Genomic DNA, 15,749 nt, shown 5'->3' with positions numbered 1-15,749 from the left:
CCCACCAGGCTGTCATGTAAGTTGTTCGAGTCGCGCGTATCCGTCCGCGCCGAAACGGCCCGGATACAGGTCTCTATATTTGGATAACGATAGTTATTTTATTTTTCGTGAACCGCCGCTGACAAGGACCGTTCGGCCTTGATCGTTCCTGGCATCACGGCGCCCCCGCAGGGATAACGCCGCGTCGGGAGAACAGCAGCGGAGCGTCCCGCCCGGTGAAGAGCGCCGCCGTCAGCGAAACGCCATCGGCGGTCCGCTGCTCCTCGAAGGTGTGGCCGCCATCGCGGCTGCTCACCATCAGTCCATCGAGTCCGACCGCAACCACGTGCGGACCGGACACCGCGATCGACGTGATCGAGCTCTTGCCCTCCAGGGTGACGCGCTGCCAGGACTCACCGTCCGCCGAACCGTGCAGCAGGGTGCCGCGCTGACCGCCGACCAGCAGACTGCCGTCGGCCAATACCGCCCCGCTCCACAAGGTGCCCTCGTAGCCGGTGTCCAGGTAGCGCCAGGTCTTGCCGCGATCATCAGAGCGCAGCAATTGGCCCCGCTCGGCGGTGGCGTAGAGGCTGCCGCGGCCATCCGCGAACAGGCCCATCAGGTTGAGGTCCGCGCGGCTATAGCCTGGCGGTGCCTGCAGGGTCTGCTCGTTCCAGGTTTTGCCGCCATCCTCGGTGGTCAGCACCAGGGACCAGAGCCCCACGGCGACACCCTGCCGCGCATCGAAGAAATGCACGGCGAACAGCGGCCGGTCCTCTTCGCTGGACAGGCGCTGGATATCCCAGGTCTCGCCGCCGTCGGCGCTGGCCAGGATCGTCCCCCACTGGCCCACCGCCCAGCCGTGGCTGGCGTCGGCGAAGCTGACCCCGGTGAGCAACGTCGACACCGGTACGGACCGTGCCTGGCGGAAGCTCCGCCCCTGATCGTCGGAGATCAGCACCATGCCGTGGTCACCCACCGCCACCAGGCGGTCCGTGGCGTGTGAGGCGCCCAGCAGCATGGCCTGGGCGGCATTCGCCGAGGGAACCGCCGCCACCGGCGGCAGCACAGCGCCCTGTCCGGAGGCCAGGGGTAACAGACCGACCAGCGCAGCGGCCAGGAGTGTGTTCAGGTATCCCATGCTTTTCTCCTCAATGCGCCAGCGCGCCGATCATGCGCACCGGGCGCTTGCGCGGGAACGCCCGCTCCAGCCACACGGCGAAGGCCGGCAGCACGGTCATGGCCATGACCATGTTGACCATGAACATGAAGGCCAGCAGCTTGCCCATGTCGGCCTGGAACTTGAGGTCGGAGAAGGCCCAGGTGGCCACGCCGACCGCCAGGGTGATGGCGGTGAAGATGGTCGCCACGCCCACTTCCAGCAGCGAATGCTCCACCGCCTTGACGATGGGCTGGCCGTGGGCCTGGTGCAGCTGGATGCGGTTGTAGATGTAAAAGGCGTAATCGACGCCTATGCCTACTGCCAACACCATCACCGGCAAGGTGGCGATGGTCAGGCCGATCTGCAGCTCCTTCATGAACCAGTAGCCGATGAAGGTGCCGATGGTCAGCGGCAGGCAGCAGACCAGCACCGCACGCAGGTCGCGATAGACGACCAGCACCAGCAGTGCAATGGCCGCGTAGACGTAGAGCAGCATCGGTGTCTCGCTCTTCTCCACCTCCTCGTTGATGGCCGCGATCACCCCGGCGTTGCCCGAGGCCAGTCGCACGGCAATGCCCGGCATGGGGTATTCGTTGCGGAAAGCTTTGGCGGCTTCGATCACCCGGTGGATGGTGGTGGCCTTGTGGTCCGCCAGGTACAGGTGCACGGCGGTCATGCTGCAATCGCCGCGCATCAGCCCGGGAATGCGCGCCACTTCGGCCGCCAGGGACGAATAGTTCATCGGATCGATAGGCACCGCGCTCATCTTCGGGTTGCCTTCGTTGTAGCCCTCGTTGAACTGGCGCATCGCGGTGGAGAAAGAAGCCACCGAGAGCACGCCGGGCACACCCTCCATCGCCCAGACGAAGCGGTCCTGGTACTGCCCCAGGGCGACGTCCTCGCAGGCGGCCGCAGCCCCCTCACTCCCCTCTTCCGGCCGAGCCTCGAAGACCACGCTCAGCCAGTCGAGACCGATGTCGTAGTTGCTGGCGATGGCCACCGCATCACGGTTGAAGCGTGAGTCCTCGCGCAGCTCCGGCGCACCCGCCTGGAGGGAGCCGACGACACGGTCGTGGCTTTGCCAGACCGCCGTGGCGAACACCAGTAGCGCAACAACGAGCACCAGACGCGCGTTGCGCCATTCCGCCAGCTTCGCCAGGCCGTGCAGCCAGCGGGTTCGCCGTTCGCGGGACCGCTCCTCGGTGGCGGCGTAGTTGCCGTCCACCTTCAGCATCGAGGCCACCAACGGCAGCATCACCAGGTTGGTGATGATCTTGAAGGCCACGCCCAGAGACGCGGTGATGGCCAGCTCACGCACCATCGGAATGGGGATCAGCACCAGGGTCACGAAGGAGACGAAAGCCGTCACCAGCGCCAGGGTGCCGGGAATCAGCAGGCCGATGAAGCTGGAGCGGGCCGCCGCTTCGACGCTCTTGCCGACGGCGATCTCGCGGACGATGAAGTTGATCTGCTGCACGCCATGGGACACGCCAATGGCGAACACCAGGAACGGCACCAGCACCGCCAGCGGGTCGAGACCGTACCCGAGCAGGCGCAGGCTGCCGAACTGCCAGACCAGCGAAGCCATTGAGCAGCCCAGGGCCAGCAGGGTGAAGCGCAGCGAGTGGCAGTACCAGTAGACCGCTGCCGCCGTCAGCAGCAGCGCCAGCAGGCAGAACTCCAGCACCGCCGAGGCGCCGTCGGCGATATCGCCGATCTGCTTGGCGAAGCCGATGATCTGGATTTCGAAGCCGGCGTCCTCGAACTGCTGGCGAATCTGCTTTTCCAGCACGCTGTTGTACGCCACGTAGTCCAGGCGTTCGCCCTTGGCGTCGTACTCGTTGAGCTCGGCGGTGATCATCGCGCTGGTCTGGTCGCGGGACACCAGGGTGCCGATAAAACCGCCCTGGGCGGTGGAGTTGGCAATCCTGCCGATGATCTCGGTGTCCAGCCGATCCGGCGTCACCGTTCCCGGCACCAGCGGATCGGCGCGGAAGCCTTCCTCGGTGATCTCGTTGACGAAGGCATTGGGCGTCCACAGGGACCGCACGCTGCTGCGCGAAACACTGGGCAGGAAGATCACCGCCTGGGTGACGTCATACAGGCGCTTAAGCGCCGCCTCGGTCCAGATATTGCCCTGGCGAGCCTTGACCACGATGGTCAGGCGGTTCGCCCCCAGCAGGTCTTCGCGGTACTGCTCGAAGGTGTCCACGTACTCGTGGCCGATGGGCAACTGCTTCTCGAAGCCGGCATCCATGCGCAGCTGCACGGCGAACCAGGCCATGCCCAGGGTGAAGAGGACCAGGATCGCCAGCACCAGCCGGCGATGCCCGAACAACAGGTCCTCGATGCGTGGCAGGACGCCACGCACCGGGGTTTCCGACAGCTTTACAGAACTGTTCACGACAGGCCTCACAGAGAACGCGAAATCACGACGCCAACGTAGTCACGGTCACGCAGCAGTTGGTCGTAGGGCGTGTCGCCGCCCATGAACTTTGCGTAGTTGAAGGAGACCTGCCAACTGGCGGGGTTACGCACCAGGTTCAGGTACAGGTTCATGCTGCTGGAGTCTTCGGTGAAGGTCATCGCCAGGTTCGGCGTACGCCCGCCCAGGGACCGCGAATAGAAGATCCCCGGCGTGACCTGCCAGCCCGGAATCAGGGTGCCGTCGTAGGTGAGGCTCAGATCGAGGTTGATGCCCTTGGACGTCTTGTCACCCTTCCCCGTGGGCGCAGTGGCCGGGTCCAGCTGCCAGGTGTAGGCACCCGGCGCAACGGGTTCACCGTCAAACTCGTCATGCAGGCCCGGGTAATGGATCACCACCAGTTCGGTCAGCAGGGTGCCGGTGCTGGCACCGGTAAAATCCAGCAGTGCGGGCGAGTTGGACGGCGTCATGCTGTACAGGCCGGTCAGGTGCCACTGGAACTTCTTCTCGTCTTTCCAGCACTTGCCGCCGTTGTTCGCGCAAAGGTCGATGGCGGCGTTGAGCGGCACCGCGTCCTTGGGTCGGTAGGAGAGTTCCGTGCCGACGGCCCAGTCGCCGATCGGCATGTTGGCGCTGACGCCATAGAGCATGCGGTCTTCCGGATAGACCCACTCCTGCGACAGCGCGAAAGTGTTCGGGTCGAGCAGTTGCATCGTCAGCGACGGCAGCTTGTCGTGGTAGCGCATCACGTAGAGGCCGTAGTTGACGTCGCTGTCCTCCGGCTGCCAGCGCAGCGAGACGCCCCACTGCCCACTGTCGCGCGCGTCCTTGTCGACGAAACCGTAGGTCTCCATGCCCTTGCCCAGGGCCTGGGTCGTAGACCAGTAGCTGCCAACCGGCGGCACTTCACTCTTGTTCCAGCCGAACTGGTAATACGCCTCGACGTTCAGGCCGGAGCCCAGCCCCGAGGCAACGCTGAGCATCGGCGCCGGCAGCACGGCCTCCTTGAGCTGGACGCCAGGGCGCGCGAGCGCCTGGTAGTCGTAGGCGTTGGTGGCGTTGATGCCGCCCACCACGAACAGGCTCTCGCCCCAGTTGATCACCTGGTTGCCAAGGCGCGCGCGGACGCGCTGGTCGCCCACATCGAAGCTCTTGCTCACCCACAGGTCGAGCAGGCGCGCCTTGAACTCCAGGTCGTCGCGAGCGGCGTCGGTCAGCCCGTCGCTGCCGACGCCCGGCGGCGTGTTGAACGACAGCGCGCCAGTGGTATCGCTGGCGGCGAAGTCGCGAATCCAGCTGCCACGGGCCATGAAGGTGAAGTCCTCCGGCAGCTTCAGCAGCAGCTCGTGGGTGCCCTTCAGGTAATTGGTGAACAGGTCGCCCTTGTCATAGTTCAGGTTGCCCTGGTCACCGATGCTGGAGGTTTGCGCCAGGCAACCGGCGGGCGGATGGTGCCCGGTGGCGCCGACGTTGATCAGGTCACAGCTCTGCGACTGAGTGCGCAGCCCCATGCCGTAGGAAATGGTGGAATCGAACGAACCCCGGATGTTTTCGGTTTCAAAGGTGAATCCCATCGCCAAGGGAGTCACGCACGCAATAGCAAGGCCTGAAGCTTTTGTGATTGTTCTTTTCATGTTGGCTCTCGAATGGCGGAGGTTCAGCGTTCGCTGATGGCACGCAGGTTGTCGGAGGTGTAGAAGTCACGCTTCAGGCGGGGATTGCCGGCGTTTTCGGTGATCCAGCGGTGATCTTTCTTGCCCACGCCGATGGAGGTCATGTCGTAGAGGTAGCGGCCGTCCACCAGGTTGTACTGGGCCTGGGCCTCCATATCGCAGGTGCCGGTCTCATACACGGGGATGGTGTAGCCCTCGCGGACCTTCCAGATCTGCCCCTGCTTGTCGTAGTCCACCGCCATCAGGCCGTTCCAGCTGTCTTCATCGACATAGAACAGGCGCTTCGGTGCCTGGTGGCGCATGCCCTGGCGCACATTGGCCTCGACCACCCACACGCGGTGCAGCTCATAGCGGCGAAATTCAGGGGCGATGGAGTCTGGCTTGGCCACGTCCTCGATCTTCGCGGAGGCGTCATAGGCGCCGAAAGCGTTATAGGGGACCAGCAGCTCCTGCTTGCCCACCAGCTTCCAGTCGAAGCGGTCCATGGGGCCGAAGAACACGTTCGATTCGTCGATGGTGTACTGGTTGTCGAGCCCGATCTGCGGGGCATCGTAGGAGTACGACGGCATCCGGCGCACACGACGCTGGCCGGGGAAGTAATAGAAGGTGGTTGCCTGTTCGCCGGCCTTGGTGGTGATGACACCGGACTGGCCGGCCAGGGCGGCAGGCTCCATGTAGGAGAAGTAGGTGGAGCTCTCCAGACGATCGAAGGAGGAGAACAGCTGGCTACCCTTCTCACCCCAGGGCGTGAAGATGAACCAGTCGGTGGAGGTCCGCAGCCAGTCGCCGCCGCCCTTGCGCGGGGACAGCCCGGATACGGTCTTGGACATGTCGAAGCCTACGCCGCGGTAGCGCATCTTCATGTTCCACATCACTTCTGCGCCGGTAGTCGGCATCGGGAACGGAACGCCGGGGACGTGGGCGTCCTGCAGGGCCACACCGTCTGAATCCAGGCTGGCGAAGCCGACGTTCTTCTTCGTGTTCTCGGCCACGAAATCCGGCACGCCACAGCTACGGCGGGTCGGATAGACATCCATGCGATAGCCCGGGACTTTCTTGAACAGCTCCAACTGGCCGGGGGACAGCTTGCTCGCATACTGCGCGACGTTGTTCGCGTCGATGCTGTACAGCGGCTTGTCGCCCTTGAACTTCCAGTGCTGGCCGCGCACCTGGCCGTAGCTCCAGCCCTCATCCTGCTGACCGGGCGGCGTCCAGGCCGGGATCGCCCCATCGGCGCTCGCTGCAACCTCTCCCCCCAACGGCGTCAGCGTGGTACCCAGCCGGGAAGCATCGCTATCGGCCGCCTGAGCCGAACAGAAGGCGGCCGATGCCGCCAGCGCTACCAGCAGTTGCCTGACCCCAACCGGGGTGAAATTGCCGACATCGGGGCGCTGAATCACGTCTTTCATTGGAAGGTCCTCATGGGGCTTTGACCGGCCACCCGAGCTTCCTGGAAGGACGAAACGGGCTGTGCCAGACTGCTGATCATCTGACTTGATCAATTGACCAAGTCGCATGATCAAGAGCAAGCCCTATGCCAACCATGAGAAAAGTAATTTTTCCCTTTATATTCATGTAGTTATATTTTTTATAACAATTGTCATGTGATACCTGAAACCCCAAGATTGCACCAACTTGCTTCAGTCGCATGCACCAACATGGGTATTTACGGAACAATTGTTACCTTAATTCTCCAAGACTGAGAAAAGAATCACCGGGGAGGGGTCCACACCGGTTAGCCGGCCACCGGAAAGGCGCCATGGATGGATACATATCGCTCCATGACGCCGCGAACGGGCATGGGGTAGCATCCGCCGGCGCTGCCCCAGCCTGGGCATTAGCGGCATAGCGACAGGAACGGAGAATTTTTCATGGCCAGAGTGGGCGCTGAACTGCGCAGACAGGACTTCGTGAAGGCGACAGTCAAGGTGATTGCCGAGCATGGCGTGGCCAACGCCACGACGCGGCGCATCGCTGCCGCCGCAGGCTGTCCCCTCGCCTCGCTTCACTACGTATTCCGCACCAAGGACGAGCTCCTGTACGCAGTCTACGAATCGCTCTTCAGCCTGCCGCAGCAGTCCCTCGACCAGGTACCCGCTGGCACCACTGCGTCAGAGACGGCGGCCGGAATGTTGCGTCAGGTGGTCAACTGGTTCTCGACCAATCCGGACCTGGCCCGGGCGCAGTCCGAGCTCTTCATCTGGGCCATGCGCAACAGACCCGAGATGGCGAGCAAGATCTATTCGGTGAGCACCGAGGCGACGGAGCATGCCCTCGAACGTGCCGTTGGTGAGCAGCTCGACGCGACTGCCTTGAAAGCCATCAGCCGTCTGCTCATCCAGCTGTTCGATGGCCTGCTCGTCGCTTGGTCCGCCCATGGCGACCTCGAGCGCCTGCGAGCGGAAACGGAAACCGCCTGCCGGGCGCTGGCCTTGCTGGTGGAGCAGCACTGAGCCGCCGGATGCTCTGCTCCACCACTGGGCGCATCGCCCTTTGCCTCACATGCTGCTGACCAGGTGCCCTCCATCAACCGCCAGCACGCTGCCAGTCATGAAAGATCCAGCCTCACTGGCCAGCAGCAGGAATGGCCCTTCCAACTCCTGTAGCTCTCCCAGGCGACGCATGGGCACGATGTTGCGGATGTAATCGCCGCCCTTGTCGCCCTCGAAGAAAGCCTCGTTCATTTCGGTCTTGAAGTAGCCCGGGGCGATGGCATTGACCCGGATTCCATAGCGCGCGAACTCCAGCGCCAGCGACTTGGTCAGTTGCACCACACCCGCCTTTGCAGCGCAGTAATGGCTATACCCCGTTGCGACACGCAGCCCGAGGATGGACGCGACATTGACGATGCTGCCACCGCGCCCGCTGCGGGCCATGCGTTGCGCGGCCACCTGGGCCACTCGCCAGACGCCGTCGAGGTTGGTCGCGAGCATGGCACGCCAATCTTCCTCGCTGATTTCCAGCGGCCGCTGACCGTTTCCGATACCCGCGTTGTTGAGCACCACATCGACCACTCCGAAGTGTGCTTCGGCCGCATCGAAGGCCGCCTCGACGCTGGCCCGATTGGTGACATCCAGGCTGACCGGCAGCACTTGGCCGTGCTCCCACTCGATGTCCGCTGCCACCTGCTGCAGCCGCTCAAGACGGCGTGCCGCCAGCACCACACGGGCACCGGCACGAGAGGCCAGCCGCGCCAGATGCGCGCCGATGCCGCTGGAGGCGCCGGTAATCAGCACCACGCGATCGGCGAGGGAAAAGTTACGGATGTAGGGGTGAGTCATGGGAGAACCTCGGACAGATGGAACTGGCAAGCTCCCTGGCCAGCAAGGGAGCCAGGCGGGATACCGCGGAGAGGATGAAGCGATTACGGGACCAATCCCGGCGTACAGACGGTGGGTAACCGGGCAGCATCGATCAACGATCGCTACACCAGGCTCCCCGCCTCCCCCGGAAACGGTGTCGTGCAAGGGCTGGCGTGGTCACCCTCGGACGAACCCATTTCCGGAGCAGGGGAACCCTCAGAAGCGCTCTATGCGCTTCCTGCCGGCAGCCACCAGGCGCTCCAGCAGTGGTGCCGGTTTGAACCACATCTCACCGTATTCGCCCAAGGTCTGGCGGTAGCGCTGGAGGCCGACCAGTACATTGCCGAGGCCCAGTTGCTCGGCGTAGTGCATTGGGCCGCCCAGGTGGGCGGGGAAGCCGTAGCCGTTGATCCACACGAGGTCGATATCACCCGCGCGCAGGGCAATGCCCTCATCCATCAGTTGGATACCTTCGTTGATCAGCGTGAACAGGCAGCGCTCCAGGATTTCCTGGTCGCCAATCGGGCATCGGGGAATCTCCAACTCGTCCGCAAGACGCTCGGCCAGCGCGATCACCTCCGCGTCGTCCTTGCGGTTCCGACCTTCATAGAGATAGAAGCCTCGCCCGCTCTTCTGGCCGTATCGCCCCATGGCATGCAGCTCTTCGCCCAAGCGGCAGTAGCTCGCGTCGTGGGAGACAGAGGCCAGGTGGGAATCGCGCATCAGGAAACCCATATCGATACCGGCCAGGTCGAGCGTGCTGAACACACCCATGTTCAGGCCCAGCTCGGTGAGCACACGATCCACCTGAGCGGGTGTCGCGCCTTCCAATACCAGTCGATTGGCCTCGCGAGCGTACGGCTCGAACATGCGGTTACCGATGAAGCCGAAACCGACGCCAGAAATCACCGGCAATTTGCCAATGCGCCTGGCGACGTCCAGGACGGTGGCCAACACGTCGGGCGCGGTGACCTCTCCCCGCATGACCTCGACCAGGCGCATGGCACTGGCGGGGCTGAAGAAGTGCACGCCCACGACATCATGCGAGCGCGTCGTGGTCGCCGCGATGGCGTCCACATCCAGGGACGAAGTGTTGGTCGCCAGAATCGCGCCCGGCTTGCACACCGCTTCCAGGGTGCGAAACACCTGCTGCTTGACCTCCGGCTTGTCGAAGACCGCCTCGATCACCAGGTCGGCCTCGGACAGGTCCGCGTAGTCAAGGGTGCCGAAGATCAGGTCCATGCGTGACTCCACTTCCTCGGGGCGGAGCCTGCCACGTCGGACGCTGGTCTCGTAGTTGCCGCGAATCTGTGTCAGGCCCCGGTCCAGGGCCTTTCCATCGTTATCCAGCAGGGCGACCGGTATACCGGCATTAGCGAAGCTCATGGCAATCTCGCCGCCCATGGTGCCGGCACCTACCACCGCAATTCGCGTGATCTTTCGCAGCGGCAGATCGGCACATACGCCTGGAATCCGGGCCGCCTCGCGCTCGGCAAAAAACACATGGCGAAGCGCCTTCGACTGACGAGAAGACTCTGCCTGCCTGAACAGTGCCAACTCCCTCAGGAGCCCCTCATCGAGCGGCAGCAGGCAGGCCGCCTCCATGGCCAACAGCACCAGCCGCGGCGCAAGGCGGCTTTTCCAGGTCGGCTCATGCTCAGCGCGATAGCGGGCGAGGAAGTCATCCGGCAGGCCCTCCCCGGGCTCCGGCCAGGCTTCCACTGGCCGCGCCGGCGCACGACAGGCGATCAGCTCATACGCGTACTCACGGGCTTCCTCCAGCAACCGCTCCGCACTGGGGGCGATGCGGTCAAGCAAGCCCAGCAGACGCGCGTTCTCGGCCCCGATGAGTTTGCCCGAGAGAATCAGGTTCAGGGCGGACTCGACGCCAATCAGTCGCGGCAGACGCTGGGTACCGCCGGCCCCGGGTAGCAGGCCCAGGTTGATCTCCGACAGGCCGACACGCAGATTCGGTTCGCCAATGCGATAGCCGCAGGCCAGGGCCAGTTCCAGTCCACCGCCCAGCGCGACCTTACCCAGGGCAGCGATCATCGGTTTGTGAATGGCGGCCAGGCGCGTCAGCGTGCTGGGCAAGTCCGGCTCGGCAAATGACGCGTCGGTGCCGAACTCTTTAATTTCAGAACCAGCGCTGAACAGCCCGCGTTCGCCATGGAGAATGATGGCCTTCACCCTCGGGTCCGCTGCGGCACGCTCACAGGCGTCGGACAGCGCCGCGCGGAGGGTCTGGTCAAGCGCGTTGACCGGCGCACGGTCCAGGCCGATCAGGGCCAGACCTTGTTCGAGGCGGTAGTGGATCAGGTCGCTCAATGGAAATCCTCGGGTTGCCAGGCAGTCAGCGCGCGCCGGGAGGACGCATCACCCCTGGAGGCTCAGAAATGCCTGAACACATCGCCGATGCTGGCGATCGGCAATGCCGTGGGAGGGCCTGCGAGGGTGACCAGGATCGGGGCTTTGATCGAATGAATGGCAGCGGCGGCCAGGAGCACGAGCAGGCAAGAGAGCAGGAATCGGCGCATGGAAACCTCCGTCATCCGGCTGGAGCCGAATGCAGTGCCTTGTTGTTTTAGGTCGCTTGAGTCTGGGCGCTGACTGGTATGAAAGCTTTGCAGTTCGCGCCATAAAATCGGTAATTCATGACACACCGGATGCGTGGCGCTGCGGGCTCGGCGTCGTGATGTAGGATCGCAACGAATACGGCAGTCATCGGCTTTCCGCTGGTCCCAACCTTCGCCAGGAATCAATCAGGCACTCGCAATGACGTCTTTTGTCCGCGGCATCGCCCTATTGGGATTCGACGAGTTCGCCATCAGCCAGGGCCTCGATGCGCATGCCGTCCTGGCGGAAGCCGGACTCCCTACCGATGCCCTGGACGGACTGATCTCCGGTGTGAAGTTCAACGCCCTTCTTGAGCTCTGTGCGAGGCGTTCGGGGAATCCACTGTTCGGGCTGCAGTTCGGCCTGCACCAGGGCTCCCAGGCACTGGGCGGGCTGCTCTACCTGATCCAGAGTGCCCGCACGGTGGGCGACGCGTTGAAGGCGCTGGCGCAGTACTTCCATGTCCACAGCAGCGGCGCTGAACTCCATCTCGAACGACAGGGTGGCCAGGCACGGTTCCTCTACGAGGTCGTCGACGGTGAGGCTGCCTCGGTGCGGCAGACCGTGGAACTGGCCATGGGCATCGGCACCCAGCTCATGCAAAGCCTGCTGGGCCCGCCCTGGAAGCCGAACGCGTTGTGGCTGCGACACCCGGCGGCCAGCGAGCCCGGCGCCTACCGGCGCCTGCTGGGCATCACGCCGCGTTTCGGCGGCCCGGTCAATGCCTGGGTCTTCGATGCAGCCTTGCTGGAAACACCCCTCAGCGCTACCGATGAAAGGTTCCAGCAATTGGCTCGGCGCCAGCTGAACGAACTGGCCCGGATGACCGTTCAGGAACTTCCGGCCTACGTGCAGAAGCTGCTGCGCCAGCGGCTGCCTACAGGTCACATCAGCATCGAGCAGATCGCCGGGCACATGCAGCTCAGTCCGCGCACCCTGCAGCGCTATCTCCAGGCCGAGGGCACCAGCTTTCAGGAGCTGCTGGACCAGACACGCCAGGCAATGGCCACACGCTACATCTGCGACTCGTCCATCAAACTGACGCAACTCGCCGCGCTGCTGGGCTATGCCGATCTCAGCGTGTTCTCCCGGGCCTTCACACGCTGGAACGGCGTCAGTCCGCAGAAATGGAAACAGCGCTTTCGTCAGGCTCAACTGCTGGCCGAGTCCGGCGCCGCGCCGGCATCCTTTCGCCCGCCACGCGCGACCGGGCAGTAGCGGAACATGGCCCTCAATCCGTTCGTTCGCGCCCTCAGCCTTGTTGGCTTCGATGCATTCGCCAGCGGCCAGGGCCTCAATCCGGCGGAGATGCTTCGTCAGGTGTCGCTGCCCCAAGACAGCCTGCGCCGGCAGGACGGCATCCTCTCCCATCGCCGCTACTGCGAGCTGCTGGAACGCTGCGCGGCGCAATCGGGCAATGCCTCGTTTGGCCTGCAGTACGGGCTGTTCCAGGGCATCGATGTCTTTGGCGAGCTGTTCTATCTGATTCGCAATGCCGGCACCGTCGGTGACGCGCTTGCCGAGTTGCGCGCCAACTACTTCCTGTACAACGGCGCCGCCGAAATCGGCTTCGACCTTGATGGAGGCATCGCCCGCCTCGGCTATCTCGCCAACCAGCGCGATGTTCCCGGACTGCCCCAGGCAGAAGAGCTGGCCTGTGGCGTCGGCGTGCAGTTGCTGCGTGCCCTGGTCGGTGCTGGATGGCGACCGGCAGCGGTCCGGCTCCGACACCAGCCACTGGGCGATGAGGCGACCTATTGCCGGGCATTCGGTGTTCGACCGGTCTTTGCCGCCCGCTGCACCGAACTGGAATTCGACGCCTCGGTGCTTTCCCTGCCGCTGGCCGCGACCGACGCAAGGCTGCACCAACTGCTCGCCGGACACATCGCGAGGATGGAACGGCTGCCAGCCGACGAGATGCCCAGTTATGTCCGGCAGCTGCTACGCAGCCTGTTGCCCAGTGGCCGCGCCACCCTGGAGAAGGTCGCCGACTGCATAGCCGTCAACCCGCGCACGCTGCAACGCCGGCTCGAACAGGAAGGCACATCCTTTCAGCAATTGCTGGATGAAACCCGCCAGGAAATGGCGCGTCACTACCTCGATGACCCGTCCATCAGCATGGCGCAGATGGCCGGGCTGCTCGGCTACTCCGACGCCAGCGGATTCAGCCGGGCCTTCAACCGCTGGTTCAACGACAGCCCCTTGAAGTGGCAAAAGCAGCACGCCACAAACCGGCAGCCACGCCTGCTGCGCAACCGCCAATCGAACCTCCAGAGCTAAGCGAGCCTTGCAGCAACTGGGACAGTGGAAGGTGGATGTGAAAGGCGACATCTACCCTACGACGGCCCTGCACGTACGGCTGGGGTAGTTGATCAGTGATGACCGCGCCCAGTCTTCGCAGACAACGTTCCTACTCTGCGCAGGGCAACATGATTTTGAACTGCACTGGATGGCCGTCTGCGGCAGGCAATTGGAAGGCAAGGTGTCTGGCACCGCACTTCGCACAGATCACCGTTTGTGCGTCGTAGTCTGGGTCGTAATGCAGATGGACATCCGACCACTCTCCGCAGTCCCTCGCCTGGCATTTGAATTTCTGGAGTTGGAGCATTTGCCACCTCCCGTCACGGATGATGCACCGTGAGGTCGTACCTCCCCCGCCTTGGCATGGTTCGGCTCTACTCCGGCAAGGCATCTCCGGGCATACCGACCACCCCACGGGCGGTTATGGCTCTAGGGGGTGCACGGCGGACGGTTCAGATCCGCCGTTTTGCTCCAGCTATTGGTTACTTGGTTTTCAGGGACTTCGCTGCGACGACAACACCAGATTGGACGTGGTCAGCCATCGACTGCAGGTGATCCATGTTCTGGTGTAACAGCGCTATCGCCTTCATCAATGTGATTGATGAGGTCCCTGGCAAGAATTTGGATTCGTTCCAAATGACCACGGTTGCGTCATCGCAACGCTTTTCCATGTCCAGCAACTCACGACGCAACTGCTGACTAGCTCGATTCATAGCCATTTTTTGCACCCCACCGATAGCGGAGCACATGGCAATACCTAGCCATTAAAGGCCCCGCCTCTAACGACGAGAGAAAGCTCGCCACTCTGGGCGCCCATTGCAGCCACAGTAGCTGTCGTCTAGGGCGGTGCTATCACCCGTATGGAGGGACCTCCATCTATAAGCCTGGTTAAGAATGCCTAGCACCACCGATTAATTACCGCCAATGGAGAAAAAACCTGTCGCCCCTTGCCCGAAGACGGGTTACCCACTTGCGGAAACCCAACATTCCCATACCGGGAATGGCACGTCCGCGGCGCGCTGTAGGGGCATAGCCGCACCATTTAGCGGCAAAGTGCCATCTGTCTGCCAACTGAACCGAACACATAGCTGGAACTATCCTTACATCGCGACGGCGAAGACAGAAAGACTGCTTGATAAGCGAGGATGCAGTTCGCCAGGAACCTGTCGAACAGTTCCGAAAAGCCATGGCCGCCAGGGCCTTCACAGCATGCTGTGAAGCGTTGTGGTTTTGCCCCGAAAGGGAATGAGGAATCTGGCCATGGGCAAAGCTATAAGAACCGTTTACCCAAGACAGCTGCCGCGCTACCACGTGATGATGAACTACCCGAACGTCCACGGTCGGCGATGGGTTGTCCTGGAAGAGGATTACCGAGCCTTGGTGCGGCAAAGGGATCTTCTGCTTGAAAAGGTCGAGACGCTACTAAGAGACGGCGTTCGACTGGATGCCATTCAGGTGAACGGCTGGGACGTGCGCTTCACGAAACTTCCCGACATTGAGGAGGCGGCCATTGGCGTCAAGGTCGTCGGCCACTACATGACCCAGCCTGTGGAACGTGTGATCGGCGTGAGCTCTCACGAGGATTTACGCGCGGCCATCGACCAAGCGCGAGCTGCCGATGCGGACCCGCCCGAAATACCCAAGTCAGGCATTAACGGCAGGCCTGTGCGTCGCAACTCCTGAGCCCTGCCCGGCCACTTGGCGAGCACGGTTTCGCGGCTGCACAGGTTCAGAGAAAAGGCGACAAGCTCGCCCAAGCCGCCACAGGCCAAGCCGCTTTGCTCGCTTGACCGATCTGGACGTATGTCGATGGCCTTGAGTTCAGTTGCTGTCTTTCAGCGCGAGACCTGATGCACGAATGGCTTCGTCACAATGGACAGTGTCCTCTGTCCACCGGCGCTGCAGGTAGCTCTCCGTCTTGCCCTTGTACACACCCTGGGCGCAGGTGTACGCATAGCTCTGGACGTCCACCATGGACTGGCGGCAGGCATGATATGAAGCCAGCGCCTGGCTGTTCTGATGATCTGGCCATTCATCCAACTGCTTCACTGCATCTTCAGCTGCTTCATAGAGCAGCCCCGTGGCGCTCGGGTCTGTACAGATTTCAGTGACCTTGGCATGCAAGGCATTCGCTTCCTTGATAAACAATCGGGCCTTACTCGCCGCCTCTGCGTCGGTGGAGACGTCTTCAACCTGCGCCCACGCAAGCACCGGCCAGGCCAATGTAAACACCAGATGTAAAGCTCTCATCACTCAGCGTCCCCCGTGTAGAAGTAAGCCCTGCGCTGGTT

At 63.0% G+C, this 15,749-nt stretch carries 12 protein-coding genes; 4 read left to right on the top strand and 8 right to left on the bottom strand.

Annotation, left to right across the window (positions count from 1 at the left end):
• Positions 1 to 154: 154 nt before the first annotated feature.
• Genes E8E91_RS07340 through E8E91_RS07325 form a run of 4 tightly spaced genes read right to left on the bottom strand, consistent with a single transcriptional unit; the run spans position 155 to position 6,648 of the window.
• Positions 155 to 1,120 carry a YCF48-related protein gene (locus E8E91_RS07340; RefSeq protein ID WP_280375203.1) on the bottom strand — a complete coding sequence of 322 codons (966 nt, stop codon included), beginning with the start codon at positions 1,118 to 1,120 and terminating at the stop codon, positions 155 to 157.
• A 10-nt stretch (positions 1,121 to 1,130) separates the two neighbouring features.
• Positions 1,131 to 3,545, bottom strand: a complete 2,415-nt coding sequence (locus tag E8E91_RS07335; RefSeq protein ID WP_280375202.1) for an efflux RND transporter permease subunit — start codon at positions 3,543 to 3,545, stop codon at positions 1,131 to 1,133.
• Positions 3,546 to 3,553: 8 nt separating this feature from the next.
• On the bottom strand, positions 3,554 to 5,200 hold the full coding sequence (locus E8E91_RS07330; RefSeq protein WP_348532213.1) for a DUF1302 domain-containing protein: 1,647 nt from the start codon (positions 5,198 to 5,200) through the stop codon (positions 3,554 to 3,556).
• A 23-nt stretch (positions 5,201 to 5,223) separates the two neighbouring features.
• Complete coding sequence (locus tag E8E91_RS07325) at positions 5,224 to 6,648, bottom strand: DUF1329 domain-containing protein (protein WP_280375200.1); 1,425 nt, start codon at positions 6,646 to 6,648, stop codon at positions 5,224 to 5,226.
• 462 nt (positions 6,649 to 7,110) lie between these two features.
• Between E8E91_RS07325 and E8E91_RS07320 the strand changes: the two genes are divergently transcribed.
• Positions 7,111 to 7,692: a TetR/AcrR family transcriptional regulator gene (locus E8E91_RS07320; RefSeq protein WP_280375199.1), complete on the top strand. Its 582-nt coding sequence runs from the start codon at positions 7,111 to 7,113 to the stop codon at positions 7,690 to 7,692.
• A 45-nt stretch (positions 7,693 to 7,737) separates the two neighbouring features.
• Here E8E91_RS07320 and E8E91_RS07315 read toward each other — a convergent pair whose 3' ends face one another.
• The 3 genes from E8E91_RS07315 to E8E91_RS07305 form a co-directional block, all read right to left on the bottom strand.
• Positions 7,738 to 8,520: an SDR family oxidoreductase gene (locus E8E91_RS07315; RefSeq protein WP_280375198.1), complete on the bottom strand. Its 783-nt coding sequence runs from the start codon at positions 8,518 to 8,520 to the stop codon at positions 7,738 to 7,740.
• Between the two features lie 237 nt (positions 8,521 to 8,757).
• Positions 8,758 to 10,869 (bottom strand): 3-hydroxyacyl-CoA dehydrogenase NAD-binding domain-containing protein, encoded by a 2,112-nt coding sequence (locus tag E8E91_RS07310; protein ID WP_280375197.1) that lies wholly within the window; start codon positions 10,867 to 10,869, stop codon positions 8,758 to 8,760.
• A 62-nt stretch (positions 10,870 to 10,931) separates the two neighbouring features.
• Positions 10,932 to 11,078, bottom strand: coding sequence for a hypothetical protein (locus E8E91_RS07305; RefSeq protein WP_280366328.1), 147 nt, complete (start codon positions 11,076 to 11,078; stop codon positions 10,932 to 10,934).
• Positions 11,079 to 11,316: 238 nt separating this feature from the next.
• Between E8E91_RS07305 and E8E91_RS07300 the strand changes: the two genes are divergently transcribed.
• The 3 genes from E8E91_RS07300 to E8E91_RS07290 all read left to right on the top strand — a co-directional run bounded on the left by E8E91_RS07300 (position 11,317) and on the right by E8E91_RS07290 (position 15,141).
• Positions 11,317 to 12,375 carry an AraC family transcriptional regulator gene (locus E8E91_RS07300; protein ID WP_280375196.1) on the top strand — a complete coding sequence of 353 codons (1,059 nt, stop codon included), beginning with the start codon at positions 11,317 to 11,319 and terminating at the stop codon, positions 12,373 to 12,375.
• A 6-nt stretch (positions 12,376 to 12,381) separates the two neighbouring features.
• Entirely contained in the window at positions 12,382 to 13,437 is a 1,056-nt protein-coding gene (locus tag E8E91_RS07295; RefSeq protein WP_280375195.1) for an AraC family transcriptional regulator, read from the top strand.
• Between the two features lie 1,281 nt (positions 13,438 to 14,718).
• Positions 14,719 to 15,141, top strand: coding sequence for a hypothetical protein (locus tag E8E91_RS07290; RefSeq protein ID WP_280375194.1), 423 nt, complete (start codon positions 14,719 to 14,721; stop codon positions 15,139 to 15,141).
• Between the two features lie 138 nt (positions 15,142 to 15,279).
• Here E8E91_RS07290 and E8E91_RS07285 read toward each other — a convergent pair whose 3' ends face one another.
• The gene (locus E8E91_RS07285) at positions 15,280 to 15,708 is read right to left on the bottom strand and encodes a hypothetical protein (RefSeq protein WP_280375193.1); all 429 of its coding nucleotides are present in this window, start codon (positions 15,706 to 15,708) and stop codon (positions 15,280 to 15,282) included.
• Positions 15,709 to 15,749: the final 41 nt, after the last annotated feature.

The organism is Pseudomonas sp. BN515, from assembly GCF_029873155.1.
In the GTDB taxonomy this organism is placed as follows: Bacteria; Pseudomonadota; Gammaproteobacteria; order Pseudomonadales; family Pseudomonadaceae; genus Metapseudomonas.
Note: the sequence above shows the minus strand (reverse complement) of the source record. Positions and strands in the feature narration are given on the sequence as shown.